We start from the raw sequence: 17281 nt of genomic DNA, 5'->3' as shown, positions 1-17281 counted from the left end.
GTTCACTTATAGCCTCATTTATAACGCAGCTATTGCCAGCCGCTCAGCCAAACAAAATAAGGTCGGTAATTATCGGCATTTGTCCAAATATCAGTTCCGCTTAAACTGTTGGTGCAATAGCCAACCAGCAATTCTCCGTTTTGTGTAAATTGGGTATGCGCAGTAGCATTATAAGTTATAATGTTGCCTTGTGTTTCGGGTGTTGTATATACTTTGCGCTTACGCGTAAACGGACCAACAGGACTGGCTGCATCCCATATATAAATATTGCTGCTTAGCAATATGCCTTCCTGTGATAGCAAGTAATATTTATTGCTGTATTTAAATACAGAATATTGTTCTGATACACCGCCCTGCAGTCTTGCACTTGCTGTTATGTCGGTGCTCCAGCCGCTACCGGTATAAAACTCTACTTTTTTAAAAGGGTTGCCAACAGCCGTGCGCATTACATGCATGTACTTGGTGTTGGGAAAAGTGCTGGTGCCTTCGGCGCCGTATATGTACACGTAATTACCTTCGGTAAAGGCAGCCGAAGACCAGTTTATTTTGTTGCTGGTTGTCATTACAGTTATCCTTTGGAGTGTCATATCGGGCAGGCTTAATACTGCAACAGCATTACCCGTTGTTTCAAAACCAAATATGCCGCCTTCGCCGGTCGCTTTTACACGCACCATCATTACATATACTTTGGTTTTTTGCTTATTTATAAAAGCACAGTTGGGCCAATAAAAATAGGGGTCTTTCGCATTGAAGAAGGGCTTAGGCTTGTTTGCTGTTCCTTTGTATAACGTAGTAAACAAACCTTGCGGGTCGGTAAGTACAATAGAGTTATGAATAAAAGGATCGAAAGGGCGATGACGATCTGCATACACCGTATCTACAAACGAATCGCCCCACAGCCACATAGACCTGCCATCGGGCAGTAACAACGAAAAAGCTACATCACCACCCGTCCATTCGCCGGCTTTATATCGTGTAAATAAGTCGTTGAAATAAGTTGCCCGCGTTGCGGTTGCAGCGAGTGTGTTTGCATTTTGTAATGATGTTGTTTCGCCGGCAGTTTGCAGCGCAGGCTTATCTGTTATTTGCTTGTTGCAGGCAGTTAATAATATGGCGGCAATACTGAACAGTTTTAAGAACTTACTCATGAGTTGGTTGGTAATTTGCCTGTAAGATAGGGTATTTTATATTATAATAAAAAGCCTACTATTATTACATAGCCATAATGAATGCATTAATTGCTTGTAATCTTCTAACAGAAAAAATACAAATTTTCTGTGCATACAACAGCGTTAACCCAAACAGCAACAGGTTTCAGAAAGTATATTTATAAGGGAACTGATTGTTCTACTTAAGAAGTAGAACGCTTTATAGTGAAGAAATGGAAATATATAGGTTTTTTTTATTCTTCTTTATGCCTAAATGGTTCAAACACAAGCACACTAAGCCGCATTAGTTCTATAACGTGCTTTGCGCGGAAAAAGCATCTCGGTTATAAAGATCAGCAACACACTTATTACGGTAGTGCCCCCTACTTTTCCAATAAAATACAAAAAGTCGCCAAATTGCATCCACTCTATAAAAATAAGATATGCATTATGGATAAGTGTAAGCAGCAATACATACACTAAGTACGGCGTAAATCCCAAGCTTTTAATACTTGGTTCGGCATAGCTGAATTCTGTTTTTTCCTGTGGTAATAAGAGGTTTAAAACAAAAGGCCGCAGGTAAGCAATGAGTACACATGGTGCAGCATGCAAGCCAGGCGTTCCCATAAAATAGTCCATGCTAAGCCCAAAAATAAAAGCTACTGTCAGTACGGCTAAGCGTGGCAAGCTAAAGGGGAGCCATAAGATAAATAAGAAATACAGCCACGGCTTTACAAAGTGGTGCAATGCCGGTACTTTATTGAGTACAAAAGCCTGCACCAATATAAATAATACAAAACGGATAATATTTTTCAGCAAGCTGCTCATCTTTCGTTTTTAGGTATTTGCGCTTCCAGGGCATGTTGCTCTGTCCATTGCGTATTTTCTATTAAATAAACGTATTGCAGGTTGTAAAAATTGGCTGCAGTTTTAAGGCGAAGCACATAAAAATTGCTGGACGGGTCGGTGGCAATATCATACACTGTTCCTACCATCAGCCCCTGCGGAAATGTGGTGGAAAAGTTGCTGGTAACAGCCGTATCGCCCTTCTTTACTTTCGCACTTTTCGATACGTTGTGCAGCGTTACGTAAGATGGATTTCTGCCATCCCAATCTACCGAACTATTACTGGCAGTATCATTTTTCAATCGGGCACTTATCTTGGAATTACGGTTGAGCATACTCATAATAACACTGTAGTTATCACTCACTAAAATCACACGTCCTACAACGCCATTAGCCCCAAGTACACCCATATCTTTCTTTACGCCCTGTTTGGCGCCGCGGCTGATGGTAATGTAATTATTCTCTTCGTTAACCGAGTTGTTGACCACGCGTGCTTCTAAAAAATGAAACCGCTGCACACGTCCCAAAGTATCGCGCAATAATGAATCTATTTTGAAGAAAGAAGCAGTATCAGCACCGCCATATTCGCTCTTGAGCAGGTTAAGCAATTCCCTGTTTTGCTGTGCCAGTTGTTCGTTTGTTTTCTTTAGGGTAAAATATTCATGCACTTTGTTATATTGCTTATCTATTCTGCCAATTATTTCGTTAGCATTATTGGCAAAAGCTGCCTCGTAAGTGCGGTTGTACTTTACCAGTATAGCAATGCTTAGTACCTGCAGCAGCAGGAATATAAACAGTACAAAAAAGCGCCTGATGAAAAGAATAATATTACGCATGAACGAGCAAAAATCAAAGTACAAGGTTCAAAAAACGAGGCACAAGAATTAAGATTCAAGAAACAAGAGACAGAGAACAGGCCGCGAGGTTTAGTGCGTTTTTGAAAGATTTAAAACATAACTGAATATTGATAAATGTATTTGCTTTAAACAATTCATTTTTCTGTTATATATTCCATCTATCGTGAGTAACTGTTTGTTTTTTCTTCAATGCTGATACTTGTATCTTGTCTTTCGTTTATTAATAATGTTATCTCATGATAAACGGATAACGCTGATAATGTTTTAAAGCGATACCGGTACCGCGCACTACGCTTTTCAGCGGGTCTTCGGCTATGTGCACCGGCAGTTTTATTTTCTGGCTTAAACGTTTATCCAATCCACGGAGCAACGCGCCGCCGCCGGTAAGATACAAGCCCCTGCGGTAAATATCGGCAGCAAGTTCAGGCGGCGTAGTTTCCAGCGCTTTTAAAACTGCTTCTTCAATTTTAAAGATGCTTTTATCCAGCGCTTCGGCTATTTCCTGGTAACTCACCATAATTTGCTTAGGAATACCGGTTACCAAATCCCGGCCATTTACAGGCAAATCGTCCGGCGGTGTTTCCAGATCTTTCATGGCAGCGCCAATCTGTATTTTTATCTGCTCGGCAGTACGCTCACCAATGAGTAAGCTGTGATAGCGGCGCAATGCTTCCATAATATCCATTGTAAACTCATCACCCGCTACACGGATACTCTGGTCGCACACAATACCTGCCAATGCAATCACCGTAATGCCGGTTGTACCACCGCCAATATCAATAATCATATTACCCACCGGCTCTTCTACATCTATACCAATACCTATAGCGGCTGCCATAGGTTCGTGCAGTAAATACACTTCTTTAGCGCCTGCCTGTTCTGCACTGTCGCGCACTGCACGTTTTTCCACTTCGGTAATGCTCGATGGTATGCAAATCATCATGCGCCAGCTTGGTGGAAAAAGTGGTTTTTTGGGATAAATCATTTTGATCATTTCCCTTATCATCAGTTCGGCAGCGTTAAAGTCGGCAATTACGCCATCTTTCAGCGGGCGAACGGTGCGAATGCTTTCGTGTGTTTTTTCGTGCATCAGCAGCGCGCGCTTGCCTACTGCCAGTACTTCTTTAGGATTGTTGCGGTTGAGCGCAACTATGGAAGGCTCGTTTACTACAATTTCTTCGTTATGTATAATCAGGGTATTTGCGGTACCCAAGTCCATCGCTATTTCCTGCGTAAATAAATTAAAGAGTGCCATTTATATTAGTGGATAAAAAAATTTTGAAATGCTGATTGATAAGGCTGCAAAATTGTACGAAATAAACTGAATAAACAAAGTGTGCAAAGCAATTTTCGCAGGTAAAAGAAATTAACAACCTTTTTGAATACACATTATTGATTATCAATAAGAGAATAACACATCAACTTTTGATTTCCTGTTTTGTTCAGCAGTACCTTTCTCCGTTCACCGGCGTTTAGCCCTAAAAAAGTCTTTCATCAACTGTGCACATTCGTGTTCCAAAACACCGTTGGTCAATGTAGTTTTTGGGTGAAAAGGCCATTGGTCTTGTGTTATATGTTTGTAGCCATTTTTATCATCACCGGTGCCATATACAATGCCACCTATTTTGCTCCAGTACGCTGCACCGCAACACATGAGGCAGGGCTCAACCGTTACGTACAAGGTAGCGCCGGGCAGGTATTTGGCACCAATAGCGTTGCAGGCCGAAGTAATGGCTAATATTTCGGCATGTGCTGTTGGATCTTTTAAAAGCTCTACCTGGTTGTGGGCGCGCGCTATTATTTTATTATTAATGACTATCACAGCGCCCACCGGCACTTCATCTTTTTCGTAAGCGTTGTGTGCTTCGCGTAAGGCATATTGCATAAAAAACTCATGGCTGTGCGGCAACATGCCGCTAAAGTAGTTATTCCAGCAATGTTGCAATAAAAAAGCAACCACATTGTGTAGTTGCATTTTTAGCTTTTGACATATAAATACCGGCTGTCTGGCACATTATTATTGATAATGCAGATTGCGGGAGTTATTTACCGGCCGTTACCACAGACCATGAAAAGAGTGCAAAACTTGCCAGGGAAGCAAATGTGCGTACCGTATGGAAAGTATCCCATTTATCACGGATGTCTTCCCAGTTATGTGGTATGATGGCTGTTGTCCATTGTTGTATCCTGTTATCAACAGGCACAAGTATCAATAAGGTAACCAGCAGTACGATGATAATTAAAACAAACGAAAGCAGTCCTGCATAAAAGCCTGCAGACTTTTTATCCTTATACTGCCATAGCGATAACAGCATGAGTAATATACCTGCAGGCATAATTATGCGCATGGGTACTGCCACATTTGCAATAATTACTTTACCTATATGGATGAATTCTGCTGCAGAAAAATCTTCAATAGAGCGGGTAAGTGTAAACCAGGTTCCCCAAAAGACACCAGTTATCAGCATCAACAGAAATAATGCGCTAAGACAAATAAATGAATGTTTCATGTTGATAATATTTATATGAATACAAATTGTTTGATGAGCACAATTGTTCAACAATCATCATTTATCCTCTTTAAAACATTCGTAATTGCCATATTACCTGTCAAAAAGAGCTTACTCAATCTTTACTTCCTGTGCCGGCTTTTGTGCTTCGGGTGTTTTAGGTAATGTAATAAGAAGCACACCATTTTCCTGCTTTGCACTAATATTAGCAGTATCTACCTGTTCATTCAAAGCAATTACACGCTCGAATGATTTGATGGGATATTCCTGCAGGCTGAAGTTGGGCAAATAGTTTTCATCCACTTCACGCGTACCGCTGATGTACAATACGCCATCGGCTACCGAAAGCCTGATGTTTTCTTTGGCAAAGCCTGTTGCATATACATGCACTTCGTAGCTACCGGCATTGTCAACAATATTAACAGGCACATTGTACTTTGGCCGCCTGAAGCCTGTTGCCCACGGATGGTTGCCAAACCGCTGGCGTGTAAAATGCCCATACTTGTGGAATGCGGGTCTGCTGCCTGCTGTGTTGCATTGTGAATACATATACTTGTTGTTTTAAAATTAATAATTGTGTTGTGGTGGCTGAGTATAAAAACTATCTGGTGGTGGCCCATAAGGTGGCTGTTGCCAGTAGGGGAGATGAGAATGCCAACGATGGTAATATCCTCTGCCATAATCGTGGTACCAGCCAAAATGATAGCGCGGACCTATAAAAGCAGTAAGGCTTGCATAGGTGATGATGGCTGCTGCAAAGCCTATAAAAAATCGCGTACCCCGTTTCATGATTACTATGTTTTAATTATTGTGGATTGGTGGCGGATTGTGTTCTGTTATAATTATGATAACCACAACCTTGATTTAAATTTTGTTTAAAACGGCTGTATTCTTCATCACTCATACTGCGGATATTATCGGTGAAACCTGTGTCGAAGCTGCGCCTGTAACCACGAAAACGCCCACCGATAAAGAAGCGGAAAATGGCGCCGATAATGAGGAAAAATAAAATGAACCGTATAAAAAAGAATGGCATAAAAAATAAGGCTGCGCCTATGAGTATGCCTGCGATAATAGGTTTGATAATGTTCATAATTTGTTTGTTTTTGTAAGGAAGACGAACGATGGGAGGAATTACTTTAAATGGTATTAATATTTTTCAGAGCGGCGAAAACCAAATTTCAGGCTCAGGGTATTCAAAAAAAAACAATAGGTAATTGAAAGTGTGTTTTATAGCGAAGTATGATAACACTCCTGATTAAGCAGTATGATATATGGTTGTATAAAGTGTTCAACTATTAATTATATATGCGTGACTCATGCGTTTGAATCTTAAACACTATCCTGCATCCTTCCCGCATATATTCTTGCCTTCTTCCCATTCTTAGCATTGAGTGCTATGTGTTTTAATCACCTTACCCTTCATCTGTAAGGTGATACTTTAAACTTTATTTTGAAAGGCTATTTATTTATAAGAGTTAAATTTGTAGCATGAAGCAAGTTTTTGTTATATGTGTTCCTTTGCTGTACCTTTTAGGATACATTTCTTCGCAGGCAAAGGCGGCTGTTATTACAAAAACTGAATACCGTAAGGAAAGTTCGAATATATTTCCTTTCCCCTTGCATCAGGATCAGCCTGCCAATGTTACACAACTCTTTCACTTTAATTGTATTGCTTTCAAGGTGTTAGACCAGAAGGCTTTGCCCGACTTAACAAGCCAGGATAGCCCTAATAACTGGTTGCATGATCAATTGGAAAAACATTCAAATATAAACCAGTTTCCAGTCTGTGTACCTTTAGTCAGGCTACTCCTATTTCCCAATCATTATTTCTGGTAATTATTGTTTTGGAATAAGATAAATCATTTTTAATGGTATAAATACGACCACCTTAATATTATCGTATTTACCTGAACAATTTAATAGGGCTACAATTGATAATAGCACTATTGGGCTGTATTGATTGTCGTAATCATCCAAAGTCATTCACGCAAAACCGAAAGAGAAAGTACGGAATTAATTTTCTATTTACCTGCATGAAGCCATCAGGTAAGCAAAAGCATTTCTATTTATAAAAGCCTTGTCCATCAATTGATGTTGTGAATGATAAAAAACAGAGAGTTTAATCATTAAAGGTGCTACGCTTTTGCAGGATTTATATTATCTTGATACTATCTGGAGGATAAAAGTTATCTGTTGCGAGGAAGCGTTCACATCAAACAAAAGGTCAAAAAGTACGTGCGTTTTACCGCGCAGATTAGGTAGTGATGAAGCATTAACAAGCTGCGACAGAGCAATTCTTACACTATTAAGATCAAACAGTTACTACATGGCCAACACCTGAAAAGAAAGGCTGGCTATGGTATGACTGAATAAAAAGTATAAAAACATTAACCAATTAAAATAAAAAATTTAAGCTATGGGGCATTTACCACATCTTATCACCGATCTTGCCTTGATATTGGGGGCTGCAGCCATTAGCACATTAATTTTTAAATGGCTGAAACAGCCGCTGGTATTAGGCTATATTATTGCAGGTTTTATTGTAGGTCCCTATTTCACATTTACACCCACTATTGCTGATAAAGAAAATGTAGAGACTTTAGCCGAAATAGGTGTGATTTTTCTTCTTTTCAGCCTCGGATTGGAGTTTAGTTTTAAAAAGTTAATAAGGGTTGGCGGCGCTGCTTCTATCACTGCCTTAATTGAAATCGTTTTTATTACCGTTGCCGGTTATTTTTTAGGTAAGATGATGGGATGGGCTACGATGGATAGCCTCTTCTTAGGTGGTATGTTGGCCAGTTCCTCCACTACCATTATTCTCCGTGCTTTTGATGAGTTAGGCGTAAAGACAAAAAAATTCGCCAGCATTGTCTTCGGGGTGCTGATTGTGGAAGATATAGTGGTCATTTTGCTGATGGTACTGCTCTCTACTTTGGCAGTAACAAGGGTGTTCGAAGGCACAGCTATGTTGCTGACCGTGCTTAAGCTGTTGTTTTTCCTGAGTCTATGGTTTCTGGCGGGCATCTTTTTGCTACCCACTTTTCTAAAAAGAGTTGCAAAACTGGTCAACGAAGAAATCCTGCTCATTCTATCCCTTGCACTTTGCCTCGGCATGGTAGTATTAGCTACAGTTGCCGGATTTTCAGCCGAGTTGGGAGCTTTTGTTATGGGGTCTATCATTGCCGAAACTACTTCTGCAGAAAAGGTGGAACACCTCTTAAAGCCGGTTAAAGATTTATTCGGAGCTATATTCTTTACATCGGTGGGTATGTTGATTGACCCGAAAGCAATGGTTGAATATGCGCAGCCTATCTTGTGGGTTACACTGCTTACATTAATTGGTAAACTTTTCAGCACTACGCTGGGTGCATTGCTTTCGGGGCAGCCGCTCAGGCAGTCGGTTCAAGTGGGTATGAGTATGGCGCAGATCGGTGAATTTGCCTTTATAGTGGCAACACTTGGGTTGTCTTTAGGTGTAACTTCGGCATTCCTGTTTCCTGTTGCGGTAGGTGCTTCTGCTATTACAACATTTGCAACACCTTATCTTATTAAATCATCAGGTTATGTTTATCAATGGCTTGAAAAACTACTGCCAAAAGCGGTCATTAACCGTTTAAACAAATACAGCACCGAAACAAACAGGGCTTCGCAAACAAATGAATGGCGGACGTTCATACGCACAGCCATTATTAATATTGTATTGCTAAGTATTATTATCATAGCTATTACCATTTTCTCCTCTTTGTATATCGAACCATGGATTGAAAAATTTGCGAATGGTAATTCTTTAGCCTTAAAGATTGTAGCTTGTTTGCTTACCCTTTTTATCCTTAGTCCTTTTTTATGGGCACTAGCCATTCGAACACCGACCGAAGTTTACCGTAAAATAATTGATACCTACCAGTACAAAGGCGTGTATTATACTATAAGATTATTGAGGCTTGCTTTAGTTGCTTTTTTTATCGGTTTCCTGCTGCACCGTTTCTTTAATATTTATACCGGTATTATCTTCACTGCGGTTACTATTGCTGTGCTTATTATTTTCTCTAAAAAAATACAGGCTTTTTACACAAGGCTGGAAACCCGGTTTGTTAGTAATTTTAATGAACGGGAAATTGAAACCTCCAGGCTTAACCGAAACGAATTAGCGCCATGGAATGCACACATTACCCCGATTATTGTTCCGCCTACAGCTGCCTGTGTGGGTAAAACCCTGCTGGAGTTGAGATGGCGGGAGATAATCGGTATAAATATCGTTACGATAAAGCGGGGCGATTATCAAATTGCAGCCCCCGGAAAAGAGCAAATGATTTTTCCCAATGATGAACTTTTGGTATTGGGAACAGACCTTCAGATACAACGGCTAAAAGTGCTCATTCGTCCCGAAATAACAGAGCCGCTTAGCGATATTGTTGATGTAGAGCTTTATACTTATACGCTTAATGAAGACAATGCACTTATTGGCAAAACCATCCGCGAAACGGGGATTCGGGAAAAAGCAAATGCATTGGTCGTGGGCATCGAAAGAAACAATGAGCGGCTTTTAAATCCTGAGTCTGAAACAATACTTCAGGAAAATGATAACTTGTTTATTGTAGCAAACAAAAAGAGAATAAAAGGCTTTCTTGCGCAATTTGATAAAAAGAAGGAAAGCATACAGTAATGTTATTAATAATTATTCAAATGCTATGCAAAAGCCAATTATACATGTGTTAGGTTTGAACCATGAAAATAAAATAGTAACCCACGGTTGGGGTGTTATAATCACTGATTATAACACGGAAACAGACTAAGCTTCTGAGCAAAGACACTGTTATCTGTATCGGTTCAGATTGCGGTGGGCGCGGATACCCGCCATAACCTTATAAAATACTACACCTTAAAAGATGTATATGGCAATCATCAAATTATTTCTGCTTGCATCAACGCTCCTCCTTTTTTCTTGCCGGAACAGTGGAGAAAATAATATTCGCCTTCCAAGTCAGGAGTATCACTACGTTGCATTGGATACAGCAAAATTTACAGTTGAGAAGGCTATCTATGTTCCTATTTATTCACATATTTATCTGAATACTGGTAACCGGGCTTTTAACTTAACAGCTACGATGAGTATCCGGAATATCAGCTATACTGATAGTTTCTATATTAAAAAAATTATTTACTACGGATCAAAAGGCGAAGAATTGAAGAAGTACATAGATTCTACTTTATTGTTGAAACCTATGGCTTCGTATGAATTTGTTGTAGAACATGACGAGTCGAAAGGCGGAGCCGGGGCTAATTTTGTTGTAAGCTGGGCTGCAAAAAACAATAAAACAGAACCACTGATTGAAGCTGTTATGGTTGGAGATTATAATGGCATGTCTTTCATAACGCAAGGTGTGGAAATTAAACAATAAACTAACCGGCGGTAAGTTGTCTATCAAAAAAACGGTTTTATCATTTTTTTATTCCTGAACAAATCATCTTCCAAAATAAAGTAATTTATTAAACTTCAAACTGTTTTTCCATTTGCAAACCCTTAAGCCTTCATGTTTAAACCCTAAGCATTCTGCATTTCTGTAAGTGCTTTGGCTCTGTGGTTCAAATCATTCATCTTGCTTTTCTTCTGGTGGTGGCGGCTGCTTTGGGCGGCAACGTTTTTGCCATTCACTTCTAAACTGTGCTTTTTCTTCATCACTCATATTCATCCATTTTTCACGAAGGTTATTGGATGGCCCAAATCGCCTGTGAGAAGGCGGCCCAAACCTAAAACCGCCAAATAAAATTCGGCAAAGAATAAGCAAGCCAACAGATTGACCATAACTGATCTTATTTACCTGCAACAATGAAGGCAAAATAGCATTCCACAACAGCATCACCACGGCGCTTAAGAGCAACACCATTACCATAAAGAATAAAAGAAAAAACGGCGGGCGTCCTCTTCTTTTGCCAAAACGATTGTTGTACATAAGCGTTGACCTTAATAGTTTAAAAATTCATTATACAGGGTTTGCAGTCGCTGGCGCAGATGCTTTACTGCATAGCCTTTGCGCGAGATCACCGTCTTCAGGTTTTCGCCCGTTGCATCGGCAATCTGCTGGAGTGTTTTGTCTTCCAGTTCATTCCAGATAAATACCTGGCGTTGATTTTCGGGCAGTTCGTCCAGTGCTGCAAATAATTCCTGCCAAAACAATTCACGAATGTATTCTGTTTCAGGATTGGTCGCATCGGCAAGCAAAATGTCTTTAAAATTGAACTCGCCATCTTCATTTTCGTAACTGTAATCATCCAATAGTTCGGGTGTTTTTTTGCGGTATTTGTCTGTTATTTTATTACGCGCCACCTGGTGCAGCCAGCCGCTCATTTGTTGTATTTCTTCCACGTTTGCTGCATTGCTCAACTGAAACCAAACATCCTGTAAAATATCTTCGGCATCTTCATCGTTGCGCACCTTGCCGCGTATAAAGCCAAACAGCCGTTTACCATATGCTTTTATAGTATTTACGATGGTATCGGCGGCGGTGTCGGGCATTAATATTTGTACTGGTTTGTTCAAGTTAAAATGAAGAAGACGTATAACGGAGCAAATTACTTTAAATTAATAATTGCCTGCAGGCTGCACAACTAAGCACAGAAAAAGCAATGCAATCATTTTAATTTCTGTATTGTAAGCGCCGCATACATGGTGTATCTGTATGCTTAGTCAATAATTTTTACGTCACTTTTGCTGCACAGTAATGTTTTAATTTTGGATTATGAACGAGAAAAAAGAAAAGCTGCGGATAGATAAATATTTATGGGCAATCCGCCTGTTTAAAACGCGCACGCTGGCCGCAGAAGCCTGCGATAGAGGTAAGGTAAAGCAGAACGGTACTTCGGTAAAAGCTGCCAAAACCGTAAATGTGGGCGATGAATATGAAGTGAAAACCGAGGCCCGCAAGTGGATAATAAAAGTTACGGGGCTGCTCGGCCAGCGTGTGCAATACAACGAAGCAGTAAATTATTATATAGACCTAACGCCAGCCGAAGACTTAGAAAAAACATCCTTTGCCAGCGCTTCTTTTCACACCGGCAAACGCCTGAGCAAAATAGGTCGGCCAACAAAAAAAGAACGCAGGGATTTGGATGATTATTTAGAAAAATAAGTGTGATAAAAATGAAGATTGATATTATAACTGTGTTGCCCGAATTGCTGGAAAGCCCTTTGAACCACAGCATCATGAAGCGCGCACAGGACAAAGGTTTATTAAACGTAAAGACATACAACCTGCGCCAGTGGGCAGTTAATAAATATGGACAGGTAGATGATTACCAGTACGGCGGCGGTGCAGGTATGGTAATGATGTGCGAGCCGCTGGCAAATGCCATAGACACCTTGCAAAAAGACACTAAATACGATGAAATAATTTACCTCACGCCCGATGGTATTACATTTAATCAAAAGATTGCCAATGCGCTTTCGCTAAAAGAAAATCTGCTGCTTATTTGCGGGCACTACAAAGGTATTGATGAGCGCATACGGCAGCAATATGTAACGATGGAAATATCAATTGGTGATTATGTATTGAGTGGTGGCGAGCTTGCTGCTGCGGTGCTGGTGGATGCTGTGGGCAGATTGTTGCCCGGGGTGCTAAACGATGAAACCTCTGCTTTGTTTGATTCTTTTCAGGACGACTTGCTGGCGCCACCGGTCTATACGCGGCCGGCAGACTTTAGAGGCTTGAAAGTACCGGAAGTATTGCTTAATGGCAATCCTAAAATAATTGATGAATGGCGCTATGAGCAATCAGTGGAAAGAACGCGCAACCGAAGGCCAGATATGTTGGATAAACCAGATGTGTTGGATAAAGCATAAGCTATTTGTAATTAAGCGAAAATTTTAATCTCAATTTTAATCCCGGGCAGGTAAAGCATGTGTGGATAATCGTTTACATTTGTTTAGCAATTGAATCCATCCGTTTTTAAATGCAATATCCTTTGATTGAAATCCTGATGTAATGCTTTCGAAGATTCAATGTTGCAAAAGAGACTGCCTCATTAGGTCAGTCTCTTTTTTATTCGGTAAGTTGAGCGTTTTTATGTAGGAACGGTTAGTATTTTATCTTCTCGCCCAAGCCTGCTATTTAAACCTGCAGATGTAATTATTTCGGAATGTACAGGTGCTTTCCCGAGGTTTTCCTGTTTTTCCTGGCATTTGCAACAGGCGCTTATATTTTATTCCCGAAATAAATGCGCCATTCGCGAAAGCCTGAATGATACCGGTGTCAAAGATCAATAAGTATTTTGGTGTTGAGTTTGGTATTTTTACCGGCATTTGTTAAAGCGCAGGTGAGCGGTCTGTTGTTATTAACTAACTTACCAAAATCAATGAACAAAGAAAATTTAAGTTCTAACCTTTTAAGGCCTAAACAACACTTCGTAATTTTAGATGGATTAAGAGGAATAGCGGCCTTAGCTGTTGTGATCTTTCATTTTATGGAATGGATTTTTCCGGATAACAGTAAAAATTTTTTTGGACGTGGCTTCCTGGCGGTTGATTTTTTCTTTTGTTTATCTGGTTTTGTTATTGGGTATGCTTATGACAATCGCATCCGGAAAATAGGAGTGAAGGCTTTTTTTATATCCCGGCTAATAAGGCTGCATCCTTTGGTGATTCTGGGTTCTGTTCTGGGCTTATTAGCCTTTTTGTTTGACCCTTTTTTAATACCTTCCGCATCGTACAGTACAGGTAAAATTACCTTACTGTTTCTCTGTTCTGTTTTGCTCATTCCTTTACCTGTAATGGAGGAGCGCGCGTTTAACCTGTTCAGCTTCAATGCTCCGGCGTGGTCGTTATTTTGGGAGTATGTTGCCAACATATTGTATGCTTTTGTGCTTTGCCGGATAAGCCACCGTGTTTTGGCTGTATTAACAATAGCTGCTGCGGCTGTATTGTGTTTTGTTAGCTACCGTGCAGGCAACCTGTTGGGCGGTTGGGCAGGAGACAATTTTTGGGATGGTGGCGCTCGTGTTGCTTACTCTTTTTCAGCAGGACTTTTAATATACCGGTCCAATTGGATTATCAAAAATAAACTTGGTTTTATTGGCTTGGCTGTTTTATTGTTTTTTGCTTTTGTTATGCCGTGGACCAAGCAGGAATGGCTTACAGAATTGATAATTGTTTGTATTTATTTCCCATTACTTGTTTCGTTAGGAGCCGGTTCTACTCTTACTCCTGCTTTAAAGAAGATTTGTGAATTTTCCGGAAATATATCTTATCCGCTGTATATGACCCATTATGCAGCAATATGGATTTTTGGGCATTATTATGAAAGTTATAAGCCTGAAACAACTGAACTTGCTTATGTTATTATAATTGGTATTTTCTTTCTGATTGGTATTGCTTATTTGGCGATGGTGCTTTATGACCTGCCGGTCAGGAAATACTTAACTAAGAAAAGGCAAGAAGCATTACGGTCTTAAAGGCTACTGGAGTAAACTGTAAAATAAGAATCAGAATGTTGCAACTAAACATACTCAAAATTTACAATTTTATTCCGGATGAATAGATACCATTCCATAGAGCAATGCTGATGTACATTTTTAACGAGATTTAATATTGCAAAAAGATCATCCAATGGTGGTGCCCTTTTTGCCTGAACCGGGATTGTACGCGATTATTACGATTAACCTGATTAATACAGCAACACCGTTAAATGTGGAGCAACATATATTAAAAGTAAATGTTCCGAACTTGTTAGGAATTCGGAACATTTACTTTCTTCTATCCTGCCAATCTTAATAATCGCATACAATCCCTGTTCGGATAATTACGGCTTTCTACGCTCGTTCTTTTGCGATTGTTCCTGTAATATTTTTTCGTTGGTATTGCCGGCATCATCTTTTATCGGTTCGGGTATTGGCGCCTGCCCATCTTCCAGCTTAAAGTCAAACACTTTTTCTACATAATTCCATTTGCCATCTTTCCATTTAAAACCTTCGTAGTCGCCATCGGGTATCAGCGTATATTTTTCGCTTTGATGATTGCTTTCGCTTATCAGGTGGTCAAAGATAATCATGTCCATTTCAGGATCGTAGTTGATGCGTGCCCGGGCATCTTTTTTATATTCCAAACAAAAACGGTAAGCAGGTTGTGCCGGCTTGATGCTGTCTTCGGGGTAGTTGAAATACTTGCCGCCAAAATGTGGGTTACCGGCATTATCAAACGTTAATACATCCACCCATTTGCGCGTGCTGGCAAAGTCGTTATCATCATAGCCAAAGAGTGTGTAATATTTTTTGCCCTGGTATTGCTTTTCAATAATATTATAATAAATAGCACCAATCCAGTTAGTATTGCTACGCACTGAGTCGGTGGGGTTTGTAGTAAATTGTGAAGCATCCAGCAGCGGAAACAATTTGAGGCTGCCATCTTTGGTTTTCATTTGTATGGCGCCGCGCTGTCTGAAATAGCTTTCATCCCGCTCAAACTGCCAGGTAAATATCCGGAAAGAGCTATCGGGTGCATATAGTTTGGATACGGTAATAATACTATCGAAAGGATAATTGAACGAATATGGGGTGCGTAATGCTTTTACAAACAGTCTTGTAAAGGTGCTGTCGGCAACAAGCCGGTCTTCTGTCAGGGGTGCAAAAATCATGTCTTTTGCGTAGGGCGCTATTACTGCTTCCTGCTGCTGCAGGCTTTGCAAATCGGCAGCAGATTGTGCCATAGCAGAAGAAGTAATAACCAATGAAAGGGCAACTAACAATTTATACATAGCACAAAGTACTACGTTGCAGCGCGGTAATTATTTTCTAAAGCAGAAATTTAAGTTTTTGTTGACGGGGTTTTGAACCACAGAGATGCAGGGGAGCACAGAGAAGACTTGTATATTGTTCATGCAAAGAACGCGAAGGTGTTCGAAAGATGGTTTGCGTGCTTTGCGCCTCTTGCATTGTGCTCCTTGCGTGAAAACTTGCTTCGCAACATTATTTTAAAGGAATAACTACATTTTACTTCTTAAATCTTTCACTCACTACCAAATCTTTACTGCCGGGTATGTAAGTATAAAATCCTTCGCCGCTTTTTACACCTAGTTTTCCGGCAGTTACCATATTGACGAGTAAGGGGCAAGGTGCATATTTAGGATTGCCGAAACCTTGCTGCAATACCTGCAAAATGCTTAAGCATACATCCAAACCAATAAAATCTGCCAATTGTAAAGGTCCCATCGGGTGTGCCATGCCCAACTTCATAATGGTATCAATTTCCTTCACACCGGCAATGCCTTCGTACAAGCTGTAAATGGCTTCGTTTATCATCGGCATCAAAATTTTATTGGCAATAAAACCAGGATAATCATTCACCACGCAAGGAACTTTGTCGAGTTGTTTGGAGAGTTCAACGATGGTATTGGAGACTGCTGCATCGGTTGCGTACCCATTGATGATTTCCACCAGTTTCATCACCGGCACGGGGTTCATAAAGTGCATACCAATTACTTTTTCCGGGCGTTTGGTGGCTGCTGCAATGCTGGTGATGGAAATAGACGAAGTGTTAGAAGCTAAAATACAATCCTTCGGAGCAACTTCATCCAATTGCCCGAATATTCTTAGTTTCAGTTCGGTGTTTTCGGTAGCAGCTTCTATTACCAATTGAGCATCTTGTGCGCCTTGCTCTACATTGGAAAAGGTATGGATGTTGCTGATTGCCTGTTGCTTTTGCTTCTCAGTAATAATTCCTTTAACAATCTGCCGCTCCATATTTTTAGTGATGGTTGCTACCGCTTTATCAAGCTGTATTGCATGTACGTCTATCAGGTTTACGGTAAAACTATGTTGAGCAAATACATGCGCAATGCCATTTCCCATGGTACCAGCGCCAATTACCGCTACGCGTTGTATCATTTATTTCTGGTTTGATGTTGAGTGAAAAATTTGCAGGTTTGTAAGT

General features: G+C 40.2%; 18 protein-coding genes. 5 read left to right on the top strand and 13 right to left on the bottom strand.

Features of this window, described 5'->3' with window-relative positions; all coding sequences use genetic code 11:
- Positions 1-29: 29 nt before the first annotated feature.
- The 9 genes from FC093_RS04450 to FC093_RS04410 all read right to left on the bottom strand — a co-directional run bounded on the left by FC093_RS04450 (position 30) and on the right by FC093_RS04410 (position 6454).
- Positions 30-1148, bottom strand: a complete 1119-nt coding sequence (locus tag FC093_RS04450; protein WP_137260544.1) for a DUF5005 domain-containing protein — start codon at positions 1146-1148, stop codon at positions 30-32.
- Between the two features lie 294 nt (positions 1149-1442).
- A complete protein-coding gene (locus tag FC093_RS04445) occupies positions 1443-1976 on the bottom strand; it encodes a rod shape-determining protein MreD (protein ID WP_137260543.1) in 534 nt (177 codons plus the stop codon).
- Positions 1973-2830: a rod shape-determining protein MreC gene (gene mreC / locus FC093_RS04440; RefSeq protein ID WP_137260542.1), complete on the bottom strand. Its 858-nt coding sequence runs from the start codon at positions 2828-2830 to the stop codon at positions 1973-1975. Before mreC ends, FC093_RS04445 begins: the two co-directional genes overlap by 4 nt.
- 250 nt (positions 2831-3080) lie before the next feature.
- Positions 3081-4106 carry a rod shape-determining protein gene (locus FC093_RS04435; RefSeq protein WP_137260541.1) on the bottom strand — a complete coding sequence of 342 codons (1026 nt, stop codon included), beginning with the start codon at positions 4104-4106 and terminating at the stop codon, positions 3081-3083.
- 207 nt (positions 4107-4313) lie between these two features.
- On the bottom strand, positions 4314-4826 hold the full coding sequence (locus FC093_RS04430) for a nucleoside deaminase (RefSeq protein ID WP_262711013.1): 513 nt from the start codon (positions 4824-4826) through the stop codon (positions 4314-4316).
- 67 nt (positions 4827-4893) lie between these two features.
- On the bottom strand, positions 4894-5361 hold the full coding sequence (locus tag FC093_RS04425) for an anthrone oxygenase family protein (RefSeq protein WP_137260540.1): 468 nt from the start codon (positions 5359-5361) through the stop codon (positions 4894-4896).
- A gap of 111 nt (positions 5362-5472) precedes the next feature.
- Positions 5473-5910: an Hsp20/alpha crystallin family protein gene (locus tag FC093_RS04420; RefSeq protein ID WP_137260539.1), complete on the bottom strand. Its 438-nt coding sequence runs from the start codon at positions 5908-5910 to the stop codon at positions 5473-5475.
- A gap of 18 nt (positions 5911-5928) precedes the next feature.
- On the bottom strand, positions 5929-6150 hold the full coding sequence (locus FC093_RS04415) for a hypothetical protein (RefSeq protein ID WP_137260538.1): 222 nt from the start codon (positions 6148-6150) through the stop codon (positions 5929-5931).
- Between the two features lie 16 nt (positions 6151-6166).
- Positions 6167-6454 (bottom strand): hypothetical protein, encoded by a 288-nt coding sequence (locus FC093_RS04410; protein WP_137260537.1) that lies wholly within the window; start codon positions 6452-6454, stop codon positions 6167-6169.
- Positions 6455-7780: 1326 nt separating this feature from the next.
- Here FC093_RS04410 and FC093_RS04405 point away from each other — a divergent pair.
- The gene (locus tag FC093_RS04405; RefSeq protein WP_137260536.1) at positions 7781-10027 is read left to right on the top strand and encodes a cation:proton antiporter; all 2247 of its coding nucleotides are present in this window, start codon (positions 7781-7783) and stop codon (positions 10025-10027) included.
- Positions 10028-10256: 229 nt separating this feature from the next.
- Positions 10257-10763, top strand: coding sequence for a DUF3124 domain-containing protein (locus FC093_RS04400; RefSeq protein ID WP_170970992.1), 507 nt, complete (start codon positions 10257-10259; stop codon positions 10761-10763).
- Positions 10764-10952: 189 nt separating this feature from the next.
- Here FC093_RS04400 and FC093_RS04395 read toward each other — a convergent pair whose 3' ends face one another.
- Positions 10953-11315, bottom strand: a complete 363-nt coding sequence (locus FC093_RS04395) for an HMG-box domain-containing protein (RefSeq protein WP_170970991.1) — start codon at positions 11313-11315, stop codon at positions 10953-10955.
- 11 nt (positions 11316-11326) lie between these two features.
- A complete protein-coding gene (locus tag FC093_RS04390) occupies positions 11327-11878 on the bottom strand; it encodes an RNA polymerase sigma factor (protein ID WP_137260534.1) in 552 nt (183 codons plus the stop codon).
- A gap of 223 nt (positions 11879-12101) precedes the next feature.
- Between FC093_RS04390 and FC093_RS04385 the strand changes: the two genes are divergently transcribed.
- From FC093_RS04385 to FC093_RS04375, 3 genes are all read left to right on the top strand, one after another.
- Complete coding sequence (locus tag FC093_RS04385) at positions 12102-12491, top strand: RNA-binding S4 domain-containing protein (protein WP_137260533.1); 390 nt, start codon at positions 12102-12104, stop codon at positions 12489-12491.
- An 11-nt stretch (positions 12492-12502) separates the two neighbouring features.
- Positions 12503-13201 carry a tRNA (guanosine(37)-N1)-methyltransferase TrmD gene (gene trmD, locus FC093_RS04380; protein WP_137260532.1) on the top strand — a complete coding sequence of 233 codons (699 nt, stop codon included), beginning with the start codon at positions 12503-12505 and terminating at the stop codon, positions 13199-13201.
- A 440-nt stretch (positions 13202-13641) separates the two neighbouring features.
- On the top strand, positions 13642-14808 hold the full coding sequence (locus tag FC093_RS04375; protein ID WP_240743178.1) for an acyltransferase family protein: 1167 nt from the start codon (positions 13642-13644) through the stop codon (positions 14806-14808).
- 347 nt (positions 14809-15155) lie between these two features.
- Here the strand turns inward: FC093_RS04375 and FC093_RS04370 are convergent, their stop codons facing one another.
- Together FC093_RS04370 and FC093_RS04365 are read right to left on the bottom strand one after the other, a co-directional pair.
- Positions 15156-16106, bottom strand: coding sequence for a hypothetical protein (locus FC093_RS04370; protein ID WP_137260531.1), 951 nt, complete (start codon positions 16104-16106; stop codon positions 15156-15158).
- A 235-nt stretch (positions 16107-16341) separates the two neighbouring features.
- Complete coding sequence (locus FC093_RS04365) at positions 16342-17235, bottom strand: 3-hydroxyacyl-CoA dehydrogenase NAD-binding domain-containing protein (protein WP_206106500.1); 894 nt, start codon at positions 17233-17235, stop codon at positions 16342-16344.
- Positions 17236-17281: the final 46 nt, after the last annotated feature.

The organism is Ilyomonas limi (assembly GCF_005233845.1).
GTDB classification, from domain to species: domain Bacteria; phylum Bacteroidota; class Bacteroidia; order Chitinophagales; family Chitinophagaceae; genus Ilyomonas; species Ilyomonas limi.
This window is presented reverse-complemented; position numbering and strand designations above follow the sequence as displayed.

Coding starts and splice junctions, on each gene's coding strand:
- FC093_RS04450 (WP_137260544.1), bottom strand. CDS start 1,148: ATGAGTAAGTTCTTAAAACTGTTCAGTATTGCCGCCATATTATTAACT.
- FC093_RS04445 (WP_137260543.1), bottom strand. CDS start 1,976: ATGAGCAGCTTGCTGAAAAATATTATCCGTTTTGTATTATTTATATTG.
- mreC (WP_137260542.1), bottom strand. CDS start 2,830: ATGCGTAATATTATTCTTTTCATCAGGCGCTTTTTTGTACTGTTTATA.
- FC093_RS04435 (WP_137260541.1), bottom strand. CDS start 4,106: ATGGCACTCTTTAATTTATTTACGCAGGAAATAGCGATGGACTTGGGT.
- FC093_RS04430 (WP_262711013.1), bottom strand. CDS start 4,826: ATGCAACTACACAATGTGGTTGCTTTTTTATTGCAACATTGCTGGAAT.
- FC093_RS04425 (WP_137260540.1), bottom strand. CDS start 5,361: ATGAAACATTCATTTATTTGTCTTAGCGCATTATTTCTGTTGATGCTG.
- FC093_RS04420 (WP_137260539.1), bottom strand. CDS start 5,910: ATGTATTCACAATGCAACACAGCAGGCAGCAGACCCGCATTCCACAAG.
- FC093_RS04415 (WP_137260538.1), bottom strand. CDS start 6,150: ATGAAACGGGGTACGCGATTTTTTATAGGCTTTGCAGCAGCCATCATC.
- FC093_RS04410 (WP_137260537.1), bottom strand. CDS start 6,454: ATGAACATTATCAAACCTATTATCGCAGGCATACTCATAGGCGCAGCC.
- FC093_RS04405 (WP_137260536.1), top strand. CDS start 7,781: ATGGGGCATTTACCACATCTTATCACCGATCTTGCCTTGATATTGGGG.
- FC093_RS04400 (WP_170970992.1), top strand. CDS start 10,257: ATGGCAATCATCAAATTATTTCTGCTTGCATCAACGCTCCTCCTTTTT.
- FC093_RS04395 (WP_170970991.1), bottom strand. CDS start 11,315: ATGTACAACAATCGTTTTGGCAAAAGAAGAGGACGCCCGCCGTTTTTT.
- FC093_RS04390 (WP_137260534.1), bottom strand. CDS start 11,878: ATGCCCGACACCGCCGCCGATACCATCGTAAATACTATAAAAGCATAT.
- FC093_RS04385 (WP_137260533.1), top strand. CDS start 12,102: ATGAACGAGAAAAAAGAAAAGCTGCGGATAGATAAATATTTATGGGCA.
- trmD (WP_137260532.1), top strand. CDS start 12,503: ATGAAGATTGATATTATAACTGTGTTGCCCGAATTGCTGGAAAGCCCT.
- FC093_RS04370 (WP_137260531.1), bottom strand. CDS start 16,106: ATGTATAAATTGTTAGTTGCCCTTTCATTGGTTATTACTTCTTCTGCT.
- FC093_RS04365 (WP_206106500.1), bottom strand. CDS start 17,235: ATGATACAACGCGTAGCGGTAATTGGCGCTGGTACCATGGGAAATGGC.